At 59.8% G+C, this 15867-nt stretch carries 17 protein-coding genes; 8 read left to right on the forward strand and 9 right to left on the reverse strand.

Features of this window, described 5'->3' with window-relative positions; translation table 11 throughout:
• Nucleotide 1: 1 nt before the first annotated feature.
• Together ACZ9DP_RS20890 and ACZ9DP_RS20895 are read right to left on the reverse strand one after the other, a co-directional pair.
• Nucleotides 2–1648 carry a Na/Pi cotransporter family protein gene (locus ACZ9DP_RS20890; protein ID WP_074069052.1) on the reverse strand — a complete coding sequence of 549 codons (1647 nt, stop codon included), beginning with the start codon at nt 1646–1648 and terminating at the stop codon, nt 2–4.
• A gap of 202 nt (nt 1649–1850) precedes the next feature.
• Nucleotides 1851–2312, reverse strand: coding sequence for a tRNA (cytidine(34)-2'-O)-methyltransferase (locus ACZ9DP_RS20895; protein WP_074069051.1), 462 nt, complete (start codon nt 2310–2312; stop codon nt 1851–1853).
• A 381-nt stretch (nt 2313–2693) separates the two neighbouring features.
• Here ACZ9DP_RS20895 and ACZ9DP_RS20900 point away from each other — a divergent pair, with 381 nt between their 5' ends.
• Complete coding sequence (locus tag ACZ9DP_RS20900) at nt 2694–4550, forward strand: ABC transporter ATP-binding protein (RefSeq protein WP_476203454.1); 1857 nt, start codon at nt 2694–2696, stop codon at nt 4548–4550.
• A 168-nt stretch (nt 4551–4718) separates the two neighbouring features.
• On the opposite strand, the gene ACZ9DP_RS20905 is transcribed toward ACZ9DP_RS20900, so the two are convergent.
• Complete coding sequence (locus tag ACZ9DP_RS20905; protein WP_476203455.1) at nt 4719–4943, reverse strand: ribbon-helix-helix domain-containing protein; 225 nt, start codon at nt 4941–4943, stop codon at nt 4719–4721.
• Between the two features lie 163 nt (nt 4944–5106).
• On the opposite strand from ACZ9DP_RS20905, the gene ACZ9DP_RS20910 reads away from it, so the two are divergent.
• The 5 genes from ACZ9DP_RS20910 to ACZ9DP_RS20930 all read left to right on the forward strand — a co-directional run bounded on the left by ACZ9DP_RS20910 (nt 5107) and on the right by ACZ9DP_RS20930 (nt 10668).
• A complete protein-coding gene (locus tag ACZ9DP_RS20910) occupies nt 5107–6996 on the forward strand; it encodes an ABC transporter ATP-binding protein (protein ID WP_476205433.1) in 1890 nt (629 codons plus the stop codon).
• A 241-nt stretch (nt 6997–7237) separates the two neighbouring features.
• Complete coding sequence (gene petA / locus ACZ9DP_RS20915; protein ID WP_194727587.1) at nt 7238–7816, forward strand: ubiquinol-cytochrome c reductase iron-sulfur subunit; 579 nt, start codon at nt 7238–7240, stop codon at nt 7814–7816.
• A gap of 14 nt (nt 7817–7830) precedes the next feature.
• Entirely contained in the window at nt 7831–9102 is a 1272-nt protein-coding gene (locus ACZ9DP_RS20920) for a cytochrome b (RefSeq protein WP_074069047.1), read from the forward strand.
• A 21-nt stretch (nt 9103–9123) separates the two neighbouring features.
• Nucleotides 9124–10008: a cytochrome c1 gene (locus ACZ9DP_RS20925; protein ID WP_476203456.1), complete on the forward strand. Its 885-nt coding sequence runs from the start codon at nt 9124–9126 to the stop codon at nt 10006–10008.
• A gap of 117 nt (nt 10009–10125) precedes the next feature.
• Nucleotides 10126–10668, forward strand: coding sequence for an adenine phosphoribosyltransferase (locus ACZ9DP_RS20930; RefSeq protein WP_028739503.1), 543 nt, complete (start codon nt 10126–10128; stop codon nt 10666–10668).
• A 9-nt stretch (nt 10669–10677) separates the two neighbouring features.
• On the opposite strand, the gene ACZ9DP_RS20935 is transcribed toward ACZ9DP_RS20930, so the two are convergent.
• From ACZ9DP_RS20935 to ychF, 3 genes are read right to left on the reverse strand one after another with little or no spacing between them, the layout of a single operon-like run.
• Nucleotides 10678–11145, reverse strand: a complete 468-nt coding sequence (locus tag ACZ9DP_RS20935; RefSeq protein ID WP_372419742.1) for a MaoC family dehydratase — start codon at nt 11143–11145, stop codon at nt 10678–10680.
• Nucleotides 11142–11603, reverse strand: coding sequence for a MaoC family dehydratase (locus ACZ9DP_RS20940; RefSeq protein WP_074069045.1), 462 nt, complete (start codon nt 11601–11603; stop codon nt 11142–11144). Before ACZ9DP_RS20940 ends, ACZ9DP_RS20935 begins: the two co-directional genes overlap by 4 nt.
• 32 nt (nt 11604–11635) lie before the next feature.
• Nucleotides 11636–12739, reverse strand: coding sequence for a redox-regulated ATPase YchF (gene ychF / locus ACZ9DP_RS20945; protein WP_476205434.1), 1104 nt, complete (start codon nt 12737–12739; stop codon nt 11636–11638).
• 368 nt (nt 12740–13107) lie between these two features.
• Between ychF and clpS the strand changes: the two genes are divergently transcribed.
• Together clpS and ACZ9DP_RS20955 are read left to right on the forward strand one after the other, a co-directional pair.
• The gene (clpS, locus tag ACZ9DP_RS20950) at nt 13108–13419 is read left to right on the forward strand and encodes an ATP-dependent Clp protease adapter ClpS (RefSeq protein ID WP_074069044.1); all 312 of its coding nucleotides are present in this window, start codon (nt 13108–13110) and stop codon (nt 13417–13419) included.
• Nucleotides 13420–13492: 73 nt separating this feature from the next.
• Nucleotides 13493–13876 (forward strand): hypothetical protein, encoded by a 384-nt coding sequence (locus ACZ9DP_RS20955; RefSeq protein ID WP_283068679.1) that lies wholly within the window; start codon nt 13493–13495, stop codon nt 13874–13876.
• Here the strand turns inward: ACZ9DP_RS20955 and ACZ9DP_RS20960 are convergent, their stop codons facing one another.
• The 3 genes from ACZ9DP_RS20960 to ACZ9DP_RS20970 all read right to left on the reverse strand — a co-directional run bounded on the left by ACZ9DP_RS20960 (nt 13877) and on the right by ACZ9DP_RS20970 (nt 15858).
• Nucleotides 13877–14332: an N-acetyltransferase family protein gene (locus tag ACZ9DP_RS20960; protein ID WP_476203457.1), complete on the reverse strand. Its 456-nt coding sequence runs from the start codon at nt 14330–14332 to the stop codon at nt 13877–13879. It abuts the gene before it with no gap.
• Between the two features lie 5 nt (nt 14333–14337).
• On the reverse strand, nt 14338–15054 hold the full coding sequence (pth, locus tag ACZ9DP_RS20965) for an aminoacyl-tRNA hydrolase (protein WP_476203458.1): 717 nt from the start codon (nt 15052–15054) through the stop codon (nt 14338–14340).
• Nucleotides 15055–15138: 84 nt separating this feature from the next.
• The gene (locus ACZ9DP_RS20970; RefSeq protein ID WP_476203459.1) at nt 15139–15858 is read right to left on the reverse strand and encodes a substrate-binding periplasmic protein; all 720 of its coding nucleotides are present in this window, start codon (nt 15856–15858) and stop codon (nt 15139–15141) included.
• Nucleotides 15859–15867: the final 9 nt, after the last annotated feature.

Below are 15867 nucleotides of genomic sequence, written 5' to 3' on the forward strand. Positions count from 1 at the left end.
GTCATTGCGCAGGCGTGCGCAGGCGGCTCTCGATGAGCAATCCGCTCTCGTCGAGGATCGGATGCGCGACCGAGACGATATGGGCGTTGATGCGTTTCAGATCGCGCAGCATGTCGAGATGCAGTGAACTCGTCTGCAGGCTGTCGGCGTAGCCCTCGCGCAGGCGTTCAAGGTGGCGTTCGGCGGATTGCTTCTCCATCCTGCGGACTTCGACCTTCACTTCCATCATCTGTTTGGCGAGATTGAAGTCGCGCGTCACGAAGATCGTTTGCGCGATCCGCAGGTTGTCGATCGTCAAATGGAAGAGCTTCTTGAGCTCTTGGTAACCGTCGTCGGAAAACCGCAGGCCGAGCGAAGCCTTTTTGCTGATCTGCGGCAGCAGGCCCTTTTCGATGATATCGCCGATATGCTCGAGGTTGATCGCGTAGTCGATGATGATGATCGAGTGGCGGCCGTTCTCTTCACTCAGGCCCTCGCGGCCGAGCTTGGAAAGATAGACCTTCACTTCCTGCTGCAGGCTATCGACCCGCTTTTCGAGCGTGGGAATTTCCTTGAGCTTGGTCAGGTCGTTCTGCTCGAAGGCGTCGGAGGCTCGGATCAGCATGCGCTCTATGAGGTCGCCGACGCCGAGGACTTCGCGAGTGGCGCTTGCAAGCGCCACGACGGGCGTCGACAGCTCGTGCTGGTCGAGATATTTCGGCCCATTGTCGGTTTGTGCTTCCTCCGGAACGAGACGCAGCATCAACTGCGACAACAGGCGCGAGAACGGCCAGGCGATAGCGGCGAGGATCAGGTTGAAGCCGAGATGCGCATCGACCGGCAGCTTGGCGGGATCGAGCGGCAGCATCTCCAGAAGCTCGGCGCCGTAGCCGGCAAGCGGGAGTGCGATCACGCAGCCGGCGGCCCGCACGATCAGGTTGCCAAGCGTAACGCGCTTTGCCGAGGCAGGTCCGCCAAGCGAAGCGACGACCGGCGGAATTGCGCCGCCGAGATTGGCACCCAGGACGAGAACGATCACCAATCCCGCCGAGACAATACCGGTCGATGCCAGGGAAAGGATCAGGACAACGGCGGCAAGGCTCGACGAGGAGACGAAGGCAATGCCGGCGGAGAACACAAGCGCCACCGGCCAGGCGTTGTCGAGCAAGCCGATAAAGGCGGCAAGCGCGGGCGATTGGCGCATAGGCTCTGTCGCGCCGCTCAAAAGATGCAGAGACAAGAGCATCAGGCCGATGCCGATCAGTGCGGTGCCACCACCTTGGCGTGCGGTCGAGCCGCTGCGATAGAGGATGATACCCGCGAGGATGACGAGCGGCGACAGCCATTCGATACCGGTCGCGACGATCCAGGCTGTGACGGCCGTGCCGACATTGGCACCGAGCAGAACGATCTGCGCCATGCGTGGCTTCACCAGTTCGCGCTCGACGAAGGAGGCGACCATCAGCGCCGTTGCCGTGGAGCTTTGCAATGCCAGCGTTGCGAAAAAGCCTGAAACGAAGGAGCGCAAGCCGCCACGCGTGCCCGTCGCAAGACCTGTTCGCAGCCGCGCACCGAAAGCCCGCGACACACCGTCCTTCACCTGCGCAAGGCCGAACAGCAGCAAGGCTACCGCGCCGAACAGGTTTATCATGACGATCGTGGATTCCATTCTCTGCGGGTCTTTTCTTCTTGTTCACGGCCGGCGCAATGCTGCGCAATCGGTGTCTCAGCGCATTGCCATCTCTTTGAAATCGTGGCCTGGTTCTCACTTTTTGATTGTCCGGCTAATTATAATACGCCTGTTCCTGGATATCACAACGCCGTTTGCGACATATCATGGCGAGGCTTCACGAGGTCTCTCAGAAGCGAAATCAACGCCAGACGGTCTGGCGCATGGCCTCGCCGGCGATCATCGCGGCGGAGACCGCGACATTGATCGAGCGTTGGCCCTCGACCATCGGGATCAGGATACGCCCGGCGGCTTTTTCATGTACATGATCCGGAACGCCTGCGCTTTCGCGGCCAAACAGCAAAATGTCGTCCGGCCGGAATGCGAAGTCCGTGTATCGGACCGATGCCTTGGTGGAGGCGAGCACGATGCGGCGGCCCGTTGGAGCCCGCCATTGCTCGAAGCGATCCCAACTGACATGACGGGTGAGCGCAACGGCTGCGATATAGTCCATGCCGGCGCGTTTCAGGTTGCGGTCGGAAATGTCGAAGCCGGCGGGCTCGATGATGTCTACGGCAACTCCGAGGCAGGCGGCAAGACGCAGGATCGTGCCGGTATTGCCGGGGATGTCGGGCTGATAGAGCGCCAGTCTGAGATCGGTCATCCGAAGTTCCGTCTTGCTGTTTGAGGCAAAGAGACCTAGTTCAACTGTGATTTCGGCGCAACAGGGCGCCTTTTGCCCATGAATTGTTCAGTTTTTTCCGACTTCGGACTGGAAATTTCGCAATTTTCGCGTTATTGGTGCGCATCTTCAATCGCCAGCTAGGGAGGGCCGACATGAATATTCTGATGCTTACGCGCCTTCCAGCCGCGATACCAAGCGTGGCGATCTCGCGCTCCTGAGCGCAAGCTTTCTAAAATTCCCCATTTTTGATCCATTGCGCGGCTGTCGTGGCCTCGCCCCTCGAACGCCCGGTTCCCATATGTGCCTTAGTGCGTTTTGCGCAGGCCGGGAGGTGGAACGGTGAAGTTCCGGAGCACTTTCATGTTTAGCTGGTTCGAACAGCGACTGAACCCCTTTCCGAGTGAGGAGCCTGTCGTTCCCCCGAAGGGTCTTTTTGCCTTCTGCTGGCACTATACGAAGCCTGCGGCGCCCTGGCTTGCAGCCATGGCCGTGCTGACGGCGCTGATTGCGATCGGCGAAGTGGCACTCTTCCAGTTCCTCGGCGATATCGTCGATTGGCTGACGAATGCCGACAAGGCGACGTTCCTGCAGAACGAATGGCACAAGCTTGCCTGGATGGCGGCTTTGATCCTCGTCGGCCTGCCGCTGGCGGCTGGGCTCGATTCACTTATCATGCATCAGGTCCTGCTCGGCAACTACCCGATGATCGCGCGCTGGCAGATGCACCGCTTCCTGCTGCGCCACAGCATGACCTTCTTCGCCAACGAGTTTGCCGGACGCGTTGCGACCAAGGTGATGCAGACCTCGCTTGCCGTTCGTGAAACAACGATGAAGATCCTCGACGTCTTCGTCTATGTCGTCACGTACTTCCTGACGATGATCATCGTGATCGCAGCGGCAGACTGGCGGCTGATGGTGCCAATCCTGGTCTGGCTTTCCATCTATGTCAGCATCGTATCGTATTTCGTGCCCCGGCTGCGCAGGATCGCGGCGCAGCAGGCGGATGCGCGCTCTATGATGACGGGCCGGGTGGTCGACAGCTACACGAACATTGCGACCGTCAAGCTCTTCTCGCATGCGGGCAGGGAGGAAGGCTATGCCAAGGCCGGCATGGACGAATTCCTGCAGACGGTGCACCAGCAGATGCGTCGCGTCACGCTGTTCCATGTGTGCGTCTACATCAACAACTGCGTGGCGCTCTTCGTCATCTCGGGCCTGTCGATCTGGTTCTGGCTGAATGGCCAGATTTCGGTCGGCGCGATCGCCATCGCGATCGGCCTTGCGATGCGCGTCAACGGCATGTCGCAATGGATCATGTGGGAGGTATCGGCGCTCTTTGAAAACATCGGCACGGTCTATGACGGCATGGAGATGATGACGAAGAACCACGACATCACCGACAAGCGCGATGCACCGCCGATGCAGGCGAAGAAGGGTGCGATCCATTACGAGCGCATCCGCTTCCATTACGGCAAGGGCAAAGGCGTCATCGACAACCTGTCGCTCGACATCAAGGCGGGTGAGAAGGTTGGCCTTGTCGGCCGCTCCGGCGCCGGTAAGACGACTCTGATGAACCTGCTGCTGCGCTTCTACGATCTGGAAGCCGGCCGCATCACCATCGACGGCCAGGATATCTCGCTGGTGTCGCAGGAAAGCCTCCGCTCGCTGATCGGCGTGGTGACGCAGGATACGTCGCTGCTGCACCGCTCGATCCGCGACAACATCGCCTACGGCCGTCCGGATGCGACGGACGCGGATGTGATCGAGGCGGCCAAGCGGGCAAATGCCTGGGAGTTCATCGAAGGGCTTGTCGACATGCAGGGCCGCAAGGGGCTCGACGCGCAGGTCGGCGAGCGCGGCGTGAAGCTCTCCGGTGGCCAGCGTCAGCGCGTTGCGATCGCCCGGGTGTTCCTGAAGGACGCGCCGATCCTGGTGCTCGACGAGGCGACCTCGGCGCTCGATTCCGAAGTGGAAGCGGCGATCCAGGAGAACCTCTTCGCGCTGATGGAAGGCAAGACGGTGATCGCGATCGCCCATCGCCTGTCGACGCTGACGGAGATGGACCGCCTGATCGTGCTCGACAAGGGCCGGATCATCGAGGCCGGTTCGCACGCCGATCTCGTCAGTCAGGGCGGCATATATGCCGATCTCTGGACCCGCCAGTCCGGCGGCTTCCTCGCCGATCGTTCGCAAGAAGCGGAGGAAGCGGCGGAGTAAAGCGAAAGGCCCTCCCGGCGAAAGCGGGGAGGGCTTCTTAACTGTTGAGACCAGTTAAGAAGCCCTGTTATCCTGATCAGGAGAGAAATCGCGGCATTCTTCGCGTTTAGCACGGTCGGCGCGAGCTGCCGCAGGCACTGAATGATTCCCAAAAGATCCGTTGCCGGTTTACAGGCTGTCTGCCCAGTCTCTTACCCTGTGACGCTCGACCACGACGATGGCGCCTGCCATCGTGCGGAGTGGCGTCACGCGGCGCTCTTCCTCGTTGTCGAGCCATGCGGCAACCGCCTCGCTGACGATCGTGTCGCGCGATATGCCGAGTTGGGCTGCGGTTTCATCGAGTCTGTCCGCAAGCGGAAGCGGAATATGCGACGCGAGCACCCTCGTTTCCATGACGGTATTTCTCCAATAAGCGGCCATTGTACTCCGAGATCGTCACGAGGTCAGCGACATTCAACACGGATGCCGCCGATGTTACCGAAAATTACCAAAATATAAGGTTGTGTCCGCCCTCCGTTGCCTTTGCCGCAGGGTTGTCTCGGACTATAACGCAATGATGCTCCTGCGCCCGATACTCAATCTGTTTGAAAACTGGATCGATCCGTTCCGCCGGCGCGGCAATATACAGCCGCCGCGTTCGACGGCCGGCTTCATCTGGTTCTACATCGGCCAGGCGAAATGGCCCTTCGTCGCGATGCTCGTCCTCGGCGGCATGTCGGCGGCGATCGAGGCGGCGCTTTTCTGGTTCGTCGGACGGCTGGTCGATATTTTGAGCACAGTCAGGCCGGGCGTTGGCTGGAGCGAGATGCTTGCTGCACACGGCAGCGAGCTCTTCGGAATGCTGGCTTTGATCGGCTTTGTCCGTTTCGTTGTGGTCTTCCTCATCGCGCTGGTCGATCAGCAGGTCATCACGCCGGGTTTTTACAATCTCGCGCGCTGGCAATCCTATCTCCACGTCTCGCGCCAATCGCTGCATTTTTTCCAGAGCGATTTTTCCGGGCGGATCGTGACGAAGGTCTGGTCGGCCGGCCAGGCGGTGGGCGATCTCGTGACCTCGCTCATGGAGAGCGTCTGGTTCGTCGGAATCTATGCGGCGACGACACTGGTGCTTGTGGCTCAGCTCGATTTTTCGCTTGCGGCCGTCGTGCTGTTCTGGCTCGCTGCCTTCGGCGTGCTCGCCCGCTATTTCGTGCCGCGCATCCGCTATCACTCGCGCGAGACTGCGGAAGCCGCCTCTATGCTCAACGGCCGCATGGTCGATTCCTACAGCAACATCCAGACGCTGAAGCTTTTCGCTCGTGACGAGGAGAGCGACCGCTACATGCGCCAGGGTTTCGATATCTATCAGGATACCGTGCTGCGCTTTACCCGGTTCATTACCGGTGTACGTGCCTCCATGGCGCTGCTTTCCGGCCTGATGATCGTGACGATGGGCGGGTTAAGCGTCGATCTGTGGCTGCGCGGGTTGGTGAGTTCCGGTTCCGTGGCTTTTTCGCTGGCCCTCGTCCTGCGCCTCAACTTCCTTCTTGGGCGCCTGATGACGCAGTTCAACGGCATCATGCGCAATCTGGGCACGATCCAGAATGCTGCCGAATTGATCTCGCAGCCGCTCGGTCTCGTCGATCGGCCCAATGCCCCCGATCTCGTCGTCAGGGAGCCTAGCATCCGCTTCGAAAACATCTCCTTCCATTACGGCCGGGGCAAGGGTGTCATCGAGAATTTCTCGCTCACCGTCGCACCCGGCGAGAAGGTCGGGATCGTCGGGCGCTCCGGCGCCGGCAAGTCGACGCTGGTCAATCTGTTGCTGCGCCTCTACGACCTTGAAGGCGGGCGCATCCTTGTCGATGGCCAGGATATTGCTGCGGTCAGCCAGGAGTCACTGCGCATGCAGATCGGCGTCGTCAGCCAGGATACGTCGCTGCTGCACCGTTCGGTCCGGGACAACATCCTCTTCGGCCGGCCCGATGCGGACGAGGAACGGCTGCTCGATGCCGCACGGCGGGCAGAGGCGCTCGGCTTCATCGAGCGCTTGCACGATCAGCTGGGGCGCAAGGGTTTCGACGCGCATGTCGGCGAGCGCGGCGTGAAGCTTTCCGGCGGGCAGCGGCAACGCATCGCAATCGCGCGCCTCATGCTGAAGGACGCACCGATCCTGGTGCTCGACGAGGCGACCTCGGCGCTCGATTCCGAGGTGGAAGAGGTGATCCAGTCCAATCTCAGCCGGATCATGGAGGGGAAGACTGTGCTGGCTATCGCTCACCGCCTTTCGACGATTGCCGCGCTCGATCGGCTGATTGTTGTCGATCGCGGCCGAATCATCGAAGAAGGCACGCATAAATCCCTGGTCGAAAGTGGCGGGCTTTATGCCGAGCTATGGGCGCGCCAGTCCGGCGGCTTCCTCGGTGCAGACGAAGATATGCCTGGGCGCGAGGCGAGGGCCGTTTAGGCATGCGTCCGCCAGCAAGGCTCCGATCCGCTGAATCCAGGGGATTGCGGTAGAAAGATCATCTGAAAATACCCGCGACATTGTGCCCTCATACTATTGTCAAGGCTGGACATAATTTGCGATCAAGCATAGAACGCGCCGGATTGGCGGGGAATCTAAGGCCGAATTGTGTCTGTGTAGATTCGCCGCTTAGAGGGGCAGGGCGGAATTCCGCGAAAATTGCGCAGAGGATGGTTTAGCCGTGAGCGAACACGAAACGACAAGCGAGGCTTCACGGGAGCCCACGCGCCGTGATTTCCTTTATCTCACCACTGGTATGGCAGGCGCCGTCGGCGCTGCGGCGGTCGCTTGGCCGTTCATCGATCAGATGCGTCCGGATGCGTCCACGCTCGCTCTTGCTTCCATCGAAGTCGACGTATCGAGCCTTGGGCCGGGCATGTCGCTGACCGCCAAGTGGCGCGGCAAGCCGGTGTTCATCCGCAACCGTACGCCCGAGGAAGTGAAGGCCGCCGACGAGGTTCCGCTTTCGGATCTCAAGGATCCGATCGCACGCAACGAGAACCTTCCGGCCGAAGCGCAGGCAACCGGTGTCGACCGCTCTGCCGGCAAGGACAAGGAAAACTGGATCGTCATGATCGGTTCGTGCACCCATCTCGGTTGCGTGCCGCTCGGACAGGCCGGCGAATACAACGGTTGGTTCTGTCCCTGCCATGGGTCGGTCTACGACACGGCCGGCCGCATCCGTAAAGGTCCGGCGCCGACGAACCTGCCGATTCCGACCTATTCGTTCGTTTCCGATACAGTGATCAAGATCGGTTGAGGGGAGACTGATTTATGAGTGGCCATTCCAGCTACGAGCCATCAACCGGCCTCGAGAAGTGGATCGATGCGCGCCTGCCGCTGCCGCGCATGGTCTACGACAGCTTCGTTGCATATCCGGTTCCGCGTAACCTGAACTATGCTTATACCTTCGGCGCCATGCTTTCGGTCATGCTGGTCGTGCAGATCCTGACCGGCGTTGTGCTCGCCATGCATTATGCTGCCGAAACCTCGGTCGCCTTCAATGCCGTCGAAAAGATCATGCGCGACGTCAACCACGGCTGGCTTCTGCGCTATATGCATGCCAACGGCGCCTCCTTCTTCTTCGTCGCGGTCTACCTGCACATTGCCCGCGGCCTTTACTACGGCTCCTACAAGGCGCCGCGCGAAATCCTCTGGATCCTCGGCGTTCTCATCTATCTGCTGATGATGGCGACCGGCTTCATGGGCTACGTTCTGCCCTGGGGCCAGATGTCCTTCTGGGGCGCGACCGTCATCACCGGCTTCTTCTCGGCCTTCCCGCTGGTCGGCGAATGGGTGCAGCAGTTTCTGCTCGGCGGTTTTGCCGTTGAAAACCCGACGCTCAACCGCTTTTTCTCGCTGCACTACCTGCTGCCCTTCATCATCGCAGGCGTTGTCGTCTTGCATATCTGGGCGCTGCACGTGACCGGCCAGACGAACCCGACCGGCGTCGAGGTCAAGACCAAGACGGACACCGTCCACTTCACGCCCTATGCAACCCTCAAGGACGCACTCGGCGTTTCGATCTTCCTGCTGGTCTACGCCTACTTCATCTTCTACATGCCGAATTTCCTCGGCCATCCGGACAATTATATCCCGGCAGACCCGCTGAAGACGCCGGCGCACATCGTTCCGGAATGGTACTTCCTGCCGTTCTACGCGATGCTGCGCTCGATCACCTTCAACATCGGTCCGATCGATTCCAAGCTCGGCGGCGTCCTTGTGATGTTCGGCGCGATCATCGTGCTGTTCTTCCTGCCATGGCTCGACACGTCAAAGGTCCGCTCTGCGGTCTACCGCCCCTGGTACAAGATGTTCTACTGGCTGTTCGTGATCGACGCGATCATCCTCGGCTGGCTCGGTTCCCAGCCGGCGGAAGGTGCCTTCGTCCTGATCTCGCAGATCTGCACGCTGCTTTACTTTGCTTTCTTCCTGGTCGCCATGCCAGTGCTTGGTCTCGTCGAGACGCCGCGCCGCATTCCAAACTCGATCACCGAAGCCGTACTGGAAAAGCGCAATCAACAAACAGCTACGGTCAAGGCATAAGCGAGCGGAAGGAATAGAACGATGAAAAAGCTTGTTGCAAGCATTCTGCCGCTCGCAGTCGCAGCTATCCTCGGAACTGCTGCATTCGCTCAGGAAGCGACGCACGGCGAGGGCGCTGCTCCGGCCGAGCACGAGGAAGGCGCCACGCCGCACTATCCGCTGAAGCACCCGCGGGAGCAGGACTGGAGCTTCGCCGGCCCGTTCGGCCATTATGACAAGGGCCAGCTGCAGCGCGGCCTGAAGGTCTATACGGAAGTCTGTTCCGCCTGCCACTCGATGAGCCTCGTTCCCTTCCGCATGCTCGGCGAACTCGGCTACTCCGAGGCGCAGGTCAAGGCTTTTGCCGCGAACTACGAAGTTCAAGATGGCCCGGATTCTGCGGGTGAGATGTTCACACGCAAGGCTATCCCTTCGGATTATTTCCCGTCGCCATACGCCAACGCCCAGGCCGCTGCCGCCGCGAACAATGGCGCGGAGCCGCCGGACTTTTCGCTGATCGCGAAGGCCCGCGGGATAACCCGCGGCTTCCCGCAGTTCGTCTTCGATATCTTCACGCAGTATCAGGAAGGCGGGCCGGACTATATCTACTCGCTGCTGACCGGCTATGAAGAGCCGCCGGCGGGTTTCCAGGTTCCAGAGGGCGCGCATTACAACCCTTACTTCAACGCTGCCGCGGCCTTCGCGATGCCGAAGCCGCTCTCCGACGATCAGGTGACCTATGACGACGGCACTCCGCAGACCGTCGATCAGTACTCCAAGGATGTCTCCGCCTTCCTGATGTGGGCCGCAGAGCCGCACCTCGAAGAGCGCAAGAGCACTGGCTTCATGGTCATCGTGTTCCTGCTGATCTTCTCGGGTCTCATCTTCCTGACGAAGCGCTCCGTCTATGCCAACAAGGAGCACTGAGCGGTTCTAGCTCAACCAGCAAAAGGCGGCTTTCGGGCCGCCTTTTTTGTTGGTTCCATGTCAGTCAGTTGATAGGGTGCAACCGACTAAATGCCCTCGCAGACAGACGGACTTTCCATGAACAATATTGCCTCGGAGCTTGCGGTTAGCATCCGCTCCATCCCGGACTATCCAAAGCCCGGCATTATCTTTCGCGACATCACGACGCTGCTCGGCAATCCGCGGGCGTTTCGCCGCGCTGTGGATGAGCTGGTGCAGCCTTATGCGGGCCTGAAGATCGACAAGATCGCCGGCATGGAAGCGCGCGGCTTCATTCTCGGCGGCGCCGTGGCGCATCAGCTTTCGGCCGGCTTCGTGCCAATCCGCAAGAAGGGCAAGCTGCCGCATGATACCGTGCGGATCGCCTACAGCCTGGAATATGGCGTCGACGAGATGGAGATGCACCGGGATGCGGTTCAGCCGGGCGAGAAGGTCATTCTCGTGGACGATCTGATTGCAACCGGAGGGACGGCCGTCGGCGCGACGAAGCTACTTCGCCAGATGGGTGCGGAAGTCGTCGGTGCGTGCTTCGTCATCGATCTGCCGGATCTCGGCGGCCGCAGGAAGCTCGATGAGCTCGGGGTGAATGTCCACACGCTGGTCGAATTCGCCGGGCACTGAAGCCCGGCTTTACTCCAATTCGAGCACGCTGCCCTCGAAGCGGATGACAGGCGTGCCGTCTTGGTTGACGCCTTCGTTGAGGATCGAATTGAGGAACCAGCCTGGCCGCGATGTGAGAGGCCGGCTGGCAAGCAAGGTCACCGAATAGCTGACCGTCTCGTCGACGAAGACCGGACGCAGCCATTGCAACTTCTGGAAGCCGGGCGAAGGGCCGAGCTTCGGCGGGGCGACGCCCTCCCTGGCAAGTCGCGCGGTTTCCTTTTCCCAGTAATCCAGGAAAGTTCGCATCCAGGCGGCGCATGTATGCCAGCCCGAGGCGCAGAGATTGCCGAAGAGCGTCTTCCTGGCTGCTTCCTTGTCAACATGGAAGCGCTGCGGATCGAAGCGCGTGGCGAAATGGATGATCCGCTCCTCGGTAAAGGTATAGCCGCCGATCGCGGCCTTTTCGCCGATCGTATAAAGCTCCGCCATCCTCATGGGTTTGTCTCCGCTGTGTCGCGCATGCTGAACATGATCCAGTTTTCGCAATAGCAGACCAGATCGCCGTGCTGATTTTGGACCTCATGCTTGAAGCGGGCGATGCCGATCCCCGGCCGCGAGCGCATGGCGCGCGACTCCAGCACCGTCGAACGCCCGGACAGCGTGTCGCCGGCAAGCACGGGCTTCCTCCATTCCATCACGTCGATGCCGGGTGCGCCCTGGGAATGTGAATTCAGCAGAAAACCATAGGCCATCATGCGCATGAAGAGCGCGGACGTATGCCAGCCGGAAGCCGCGAGCCCGCCAAGGATGCTGGCGCGTCCGGCCATCTCGTCCATATGCATCGGCTGCGGGTCGAATTCGGTTGCGAACTCAATGATTTCCTGCGCCGTCACGGCGATCGGGCCTAGCGCAAAGCTGCGGCCCGGCTCGAAGTCTTCAAAAACTAGCTTCATCTGGCCTCGTCCTCCCTCGGCCGTGCGGCCGATCAGGTATTGAAGCGGAAGTGGATTACGTCGCCGTCCTGAACCACGTATTCCTTGCCTTCGTCCCGGGCTTTGCCCGCGTCCTTGGCACCGGTTTCGCCGCCCAGCGCGATGTAGTCGTTATAGCCGATAGTGAAGGCACGGATGAAGCCGCGTTCGAAATCCGTGTGGATGACGCCGGCAGCGGCCGGTGCCTTGGTGCCGCGCACGATCGTCCAAGCGCGGGTCTCTTTGGGGCCGACGGTGAAATAGGTGATCAAGTCGAGCAGGTGATAGCCCGCACGGATTAGGCGGTCGAGGCCGGCTTCTTCGAGACCAAGTGCGGAGAGGAATTCCTTGCTTTCTTCTTCCGGCAGTTGAGCCACTTCGGACTCGATCGCGGCCGAGATGATCACGCATTCGGCCCCTTGGGCTTTCGCCATCTCGGCAACAGCCTCGGTATGTTCGTTGCCTGTTGCTGCCTCGGCTTCCGCGACGTTGCAGACGTAGAGCACCGGATGGGAAGTCAGAAGGTTCAGGCCCTTCAGGACTTCGATTTCGTCGGCGCCGAGCGTCTTCAGCAATAGACGAGCCGGCTTGCCTTCGTTGAGGAGCTTGATCACCGCGTCCATGACGGGAAGCTGGGTCAGCGAATCCTTGTCCTTGGAGGCGGCGCGTTTGCGGGTTTGCTCGACACGGCGCTCGAGACTTTCAAGGTCGGCAAGCATCAGCTCGGTTTCGATGGTTTCGGCGTCGCTGACCGGATTGATGCGGCCTTCGACATGGGTGATGTCGTCATCCTCGAAGCAGCGCAGCACATGCACGACGGCATCGACTTCGCGGATGTTGGCGAGGAACTTGTTGCCGAGGCCTTCGCCCTTGGACGCGCCGCGCACCAGACCGGCGATATCGACGAAGGAAATGCGGGTTGGGATGATTTCCTTCGAGCTGGCGATCGAGGCGAGCTTCTGCATCCGTGGATCTGGAACGGCGACTTCGCCGGTGTTCGGCTCGATGGTACAGAAGGGATAGTTCGCCGCCTGCGCCGCTGCCGTCTTGGTGAGCGCGTTGAAGAGTGTCGACTTGCCGACATTCGGCAGACCGACGATACCGCATTTGAAGCCCATGACTGGATGTCCGTATTCGCTGAAATCGTTGCCTTGCCTATGGGATAAAGGAGCCATGCGGTCAAGTCTTCCGCCGCTTTTACCGCTGCTCACTTGCCGATCGGGAAACGCTGGCCTATTTTCTGCACGCGGAGATTTCGAGACGTAATATTGCGGATTTCACCGAAAGGGCAGGTGACCTTCACCCAAGGAGACCTAGACCATCTTGGTGTCAAACACCCGGCGACGAGCTTGAACTTGAGCTCTTCCTTGATCGCAAGGCTGTAGTCCGGGCTCGCAATCGACAGGTGAGTGTCGAAATTCCCTAACCGACAATGCTTGTCTAGTTTAGAAACTACCTCTCATGTCATCAACGGGTGGATTTTCCGATGAGTGACAACGACGTTGCCATAAAGCCGAAAACGAAGGTCAAGCTGAAGCTGGATAAGCCCAAGCTCTACAAGGTTCTTCTTTTCAACGACGACTATACGCCACGCGAGTTCGTCGTCATGATCCTCAAAGCCGTTTTCCGTATGAGCGAGGAGACGGGATACCGGGTGATGATGACGGCGCATAAAATGGGCTCCAGCGTGGTCGTCGTCTGCGCCAAGGACATTGCCGAGACCAAGGTCAAGGAGGCGATGGACTATGCCAAGGAGGCAGGCTTCCCGCTGATGTTTACGGCAGAACCCGAAGAATAGGCGTTTCTTAACCAATCTTCTTAAGCCGCCATCCGTCAATTGCCGCTAGATTGCGCCCACGACGGAGGCGCGCATGCATGCTGAGGCAGCTACTTGGCATTATTTCGTCGCCGCGGCGCTCTTTGCGATCTTCGGTGCGATAGGCCATGTCGTCCGTGCGCTGTTCAACGTCTATCCGGACAGGCTTTCGGACAAGCCGATCATCGATCTGACCATTTCGGACGGATATGATCTTTCCGACATGCTCTTCGGAACGGAATATGACGATGCCGGCTACTATCGGCCCGACAGCCTCAAGAACCTGCGCATTGCCTGCTCCATTGCCGTCGTTGCCGGCATTGGCACGATGCTTTTCGTAGAGGATGCATCGATCCTGATGGCAACGGCGATCGACGACGGAGCCAAGGCACTTTGGGAAATCCTCCTCGACCGCCTTCAAGAGCTGCAATTGCTTTGATCAGCCGGGGCGCCTGATCTGATAGCCGGTCTTATCCCGCATGAAGCCGCAGTTTTCGTAGAAACGCAGCGTTGCGGGGTTCTTTGAACCGGTAAGGAGCATCACTTTATAGCAATTCTCCGCCCAGGCCGTTGCGCAGGCATGACGGATCAATGCGCCGGCATACCCCTTCCTGCGGTGATCGGCATGCGTGATGACATTCTCGACCAGAGCGTATGAATCACCGTTTCGCGTGAGATTGGGTGTGATGATCAGCGTAGCGGATGCAACAGGCATATCGGCGGCCAGCGCGACAAATATGGTCATGCCCGGTTGGGCGAGGATGGTTGAGAAGCGGTCGCTTGCCCAGGCGGGATCGATCGCTGGATCATCGGGATTGAGGTGGCGATAGAGCTCGAGAAGCGCCTGTAAGTCGCCGGGCCCGGCGGGCTTGATCATGATATCTCGCTTCGGCATCTTGCTTACTCGCCCTTGTTGCCGAACATCTTCTTCAGCATTTCGGCCATAGGGCCGGTCGCAGGCAGCTTAGGCTGCGCGTGATTTCGCGCCTGATGGATGTGGGATTGCGCTGCCGGCTTCTTTTCGGGCTTCGGCTTGTCCTCCTCCGCCTTGCCGCCGACGGCGAGCGCCAGCTTGTTCATCAGCTGCGAATCCTCCTTGCGCACCAGCATGTCGGCATTGTCGGCAAGCGTTTCCAGGAGCGGCTGCAGCCAGACCTGGTCGGCCTTGGCGAAATCGCCGAGGACGTGGTGCTGCACAAGTTCCTTGACGCCAGGGTGACCGATGCCGAGGCGCAGGCGCCCGTAATCCTTGCCGCAATGGGCGTCGAGCGACCTGATTCCGTTATGGCCGCCATTGCCGCCGCCGATCTTCAGCCGGGCCTTGCCGGGCGGCAGGTCGAGCTCGTCATAGATGGCGACGAGATCGGAAGGCTGCAGCTTGTAGAAACGCATGGCTTCGCCGACGGCTTCGCCGGAGAGGTTCATGTAGGTTTGCGGCTTGATCAGCAGCACCTTTTCGCCACCAAGCTCGCCTTCCGAAATTTCCGCCTTGAACTTCTTGGACCAGGGGGAAAAGCCGTGGCGCCGGTGGATGGCGTCGGCTGCCATGAAGCCGATATTGTGACGGTTTCCGGCATATTTGCTCCCGGGATTGCCGAGACCCGCGATGATCAGCATTGGCCAGTCCGTTTCTTGAATGCCTACTGCCCGCTTCCCACCGCGAAACGGGCAGGAAGTCAAGCGCAAAGGCACGGCGCGGCGCTAATTGCCGAGATGCAGCCCATACTTCAGGAAAATCTTTTTCTGGGTGCCGTCGGCGATCAGCTTGTCGAGGGCGGTCTGCATCCGCACCTGAAGATCGGATGGAAAATCCTTGTGACAGGCGATACCCATCGGCTGTGAGGAGAGCATAGTGACCACCTCCACCGGCTGATCCGCCTTCAGCTTTTCGAAGTAAAGCTCTGAAATGGGCATCATGTCGATACGGCCGCCGAGAAGCTTGCGAAGCGTGGCATTGAAGTCGGAGGCGATATCGAGCTTGGTAAAGCCCTTTTGCCTCAACACCATCTCAGTATAGTCCTCGCGCTGCGTGCCGACGGTATATTTCTTGGACGCCTCGAGGTCATTCGCAACGACGCCCGATCCCTTCCGTGTGATCAAGATATTGCGATCGACGAGCAGCGGCTCGATCCATTTGAAGAGGGGATCGCGCAGGGCATTGTGTGCCGTGGCAAAAACGCAGGTCATGGGCTGTGATTGCGCGAGGCTGTAGGCTCGCGCCCAGGGCAGCATCTCCATGGTATAGTCGACGCCGATATCGGCCATGACCTTTTCGACTTGTTCGACGGTCGCGCCCTTGATCACCTTCCCGTCGCGATAGTTGAAAGGCGCGTATTCTTCAGTCGTGAAATTGACGGTCTGCGACTGTGCCGGCGCTGCACAAGGAAGCGTCAGAAAAGCAAGAAGCAGGAGCTTTTTCATCTATTTCCA

It is taken from the genome of Rhizobium sp. USDA 4016, assembly GCF_056279705.1.

What these genes read in the sequence shown, in the direction of transcription:
- ACZ9DP_RS20890 (WP_074069052.1), bottom strand. Translation starts at nt 1,648, where the DNA reads ATGGAATCCACGATCGTCATGATAAACCTGTTCGGCGCGGTAGCCTTG.
- ACZ9DP_RS20895 (WP_074069051.1), bottom strand. Translation starts at nt 2,312, where the DNA reads ATGACCGATCTCAGACTGGCGCTCTATCAGCCCGACATCCCCGGCAAT.
- ACZ9DP_RS20900 (WP_476203454.1), top strand. Translation starts at nt 2,694, where the DNA reads ATGTTTAGCTGGTTCGAACAGCGACTGAACCCCTTTCCGAGTGAGGAG.
- ACZ9DP_RS20905 (WP_476203455.1), bottom strand. Translation starts at nt 4,943, where the DNA reads ATGGAAACGAGGGTGCTCGCGTCGCATATTCCGCTTCCGCTTGCGGAC.
- ACZ9DP_RS20910 (WP_476205433.1), top strand. Translation starts at nt 5,107, where the DNA reads ATGCTCCTGCGCCCGATACTCAATCTGTTTGAAAACTGGATCGATCCG.
- ACZ9DP_RS20920 (WP_074069047.1), top strand. Translation starts at nt 7,831, where the DNA reads ATGAGTGGCCATTCCAGCTACGAGCCATCAACCGGCCTCGAGAAGTGG.
- ACZ9DP_RS20925 (WP_476203456.1), top strand. Translation starts at nt 9,124, where the DNA reads ATGAAAAAGCTTGTTGCAAGCATTCTGCCGCTCGCAGTCGCAGCTATC.
- ACZ9DP_RS20930 (WP_028739503.1), top strand. Translation starts at nt 10,126, where the DNA reads ATGAACAATATTGCCTCGGAGCTTGCGGTTAGCATCCGCTCCATCCCG.
- ACZ9DP_RS20935 (WP_372419742.1), bottom strand. Translation starts at nt 11,145, where the DNA reads ATGAGGATGGCGGAGCTTTATACGATCGGCGAAAAGGCCGCGATCGGC.
- ACZ9DP_RS20940 (WP_074069045.1), bottom strand. Translation starts at nt 11,603, where the DNA reads ATGAAGCTAGTTTTTGAAGACTTCGAGCCGGGCCGCAGCTTTGCGCTA.
- ychF (WP_476205434.1), bottom strand. Translation starts at nt 12,739, where the DNA reads ATGGGCTTCAAATGCGGTATCGTCGGTCTGCCGAATGTCGGCAAGTCG.
- clpS (WP_074069044.1), top strand. Translation starts at nt 13,108, where the DNA reads ATGAGTGACAACGACGTTGCCATAAAGCCGAAAACGAAGGTCAAGCTG.
- ACZ9DP_RS20955 (WP_283068679.1), top strand. Translation starts at nt 13,493, where the DNA reads ATGCATGCTGAGGCAGCTACTTGGCATTATTTCGTCGCCGCGGCGCTC.
- ACZ9DP_RS20960 (WP_476203457.1), bottom strand. Translation starts at nt 14,332, where the DNA reads ATGCCGAAGCGAGATATCATGATCAAGCCCGCCGGGCCCGGCGACTTA.
- pth (WP_476203458.1), bottom strand. Translation starts at nt 15,054, where the DNA reads ATGCTGATCATCGCGGGTCTCGGCAATCCCGGGAGCAAATATGCCGGA.
- ACZ9DP_RS20970 (WP_476203459.1), bottom strand. Translation starts at nt 15,858, where the DNA reads ATGAAAAAGCTCCTGCTTCTTGCTTTTCTGACGCTTCCTTGTGCAGCG.